The sequence below is a fragment of the Pseudomonas sp. UV AK001 genome (assembly GCF_046097675.1).
GTDB lineage: Bacteria > Pseudomonadota > Gammaproteobacteria > Pseudomonadales > Pseudomonadaceae > Aquipseudomonas > Aquipseudomonas kribbensis.
Genome location: NZ_JBJUVZ010000029.1, coordinates 1 through 607 on the forward strand (window position 1 = coordinate 1; position 607 = coordinate 607).

At 62.6% G+C, this 607-nt stretch carries 1 protein-coding gene; it reads right to left on the bottom strand.

Annotated features, from left to right (window positions below):
• Window positions 1-607: AMP-binding protein (locus tag ACKLNA_RS29120; RefSeq protein ID WP_408987846.1), on the bottom strand; the 607-nt coding region annotated here is incomplete at both ends.

The window sequence follows — 607 nt, forward strand, 5'->3', positions numbered from 1 at the left end:
GCAATTGCTGCTTGAAGCGCCGCACCAGACTGCCCGGCAAGGCCTCGCCGCTGCACATCACCTGACGCAAACCGTGGCAACGGGCGGTGTCGCCATGGGCGAGAAACACGTCGAGCATCGACGGCACGAAGTGCAGCGTGGTGATGCGTTCGCGTTCGATCACTTCGCTCAGGTACAGCGGATCCTTGTGGCCGCCGGGACGGGCCATGACCAGTCGCGCGCCGGTCATCAACGGCCAGAAGAATTCCCACACCGAGACGTCGAAGCTGAACGGGGTTTTCTGCAGCACCGAATCTTCAGCCGTCAGGCGATAGGCGTCCTGCATCCAAAGCAAGCGGTTGACTACCCCGGAGTGCTCGTTGATCACGCCTTTCGGCTGTCCAGTGGAGCCCGAGGTATAGATCACGTAAGCCGTATGCTGCGGGGTCAGTCCATCGACCGAAGGGTTTTCGCTCGACAACGATTGCCAGGTGTCGTGATCCAGATCGACCACCGGCACCGCGACTTCAGCCAGCAACGCGCGGGTCGAACCCTGCACCAGCACCGCCGACGGCGCACTGTCCTCCAGCATGTAGGCCAGCCGTTCCAGCGGATACGCCGGATCCAG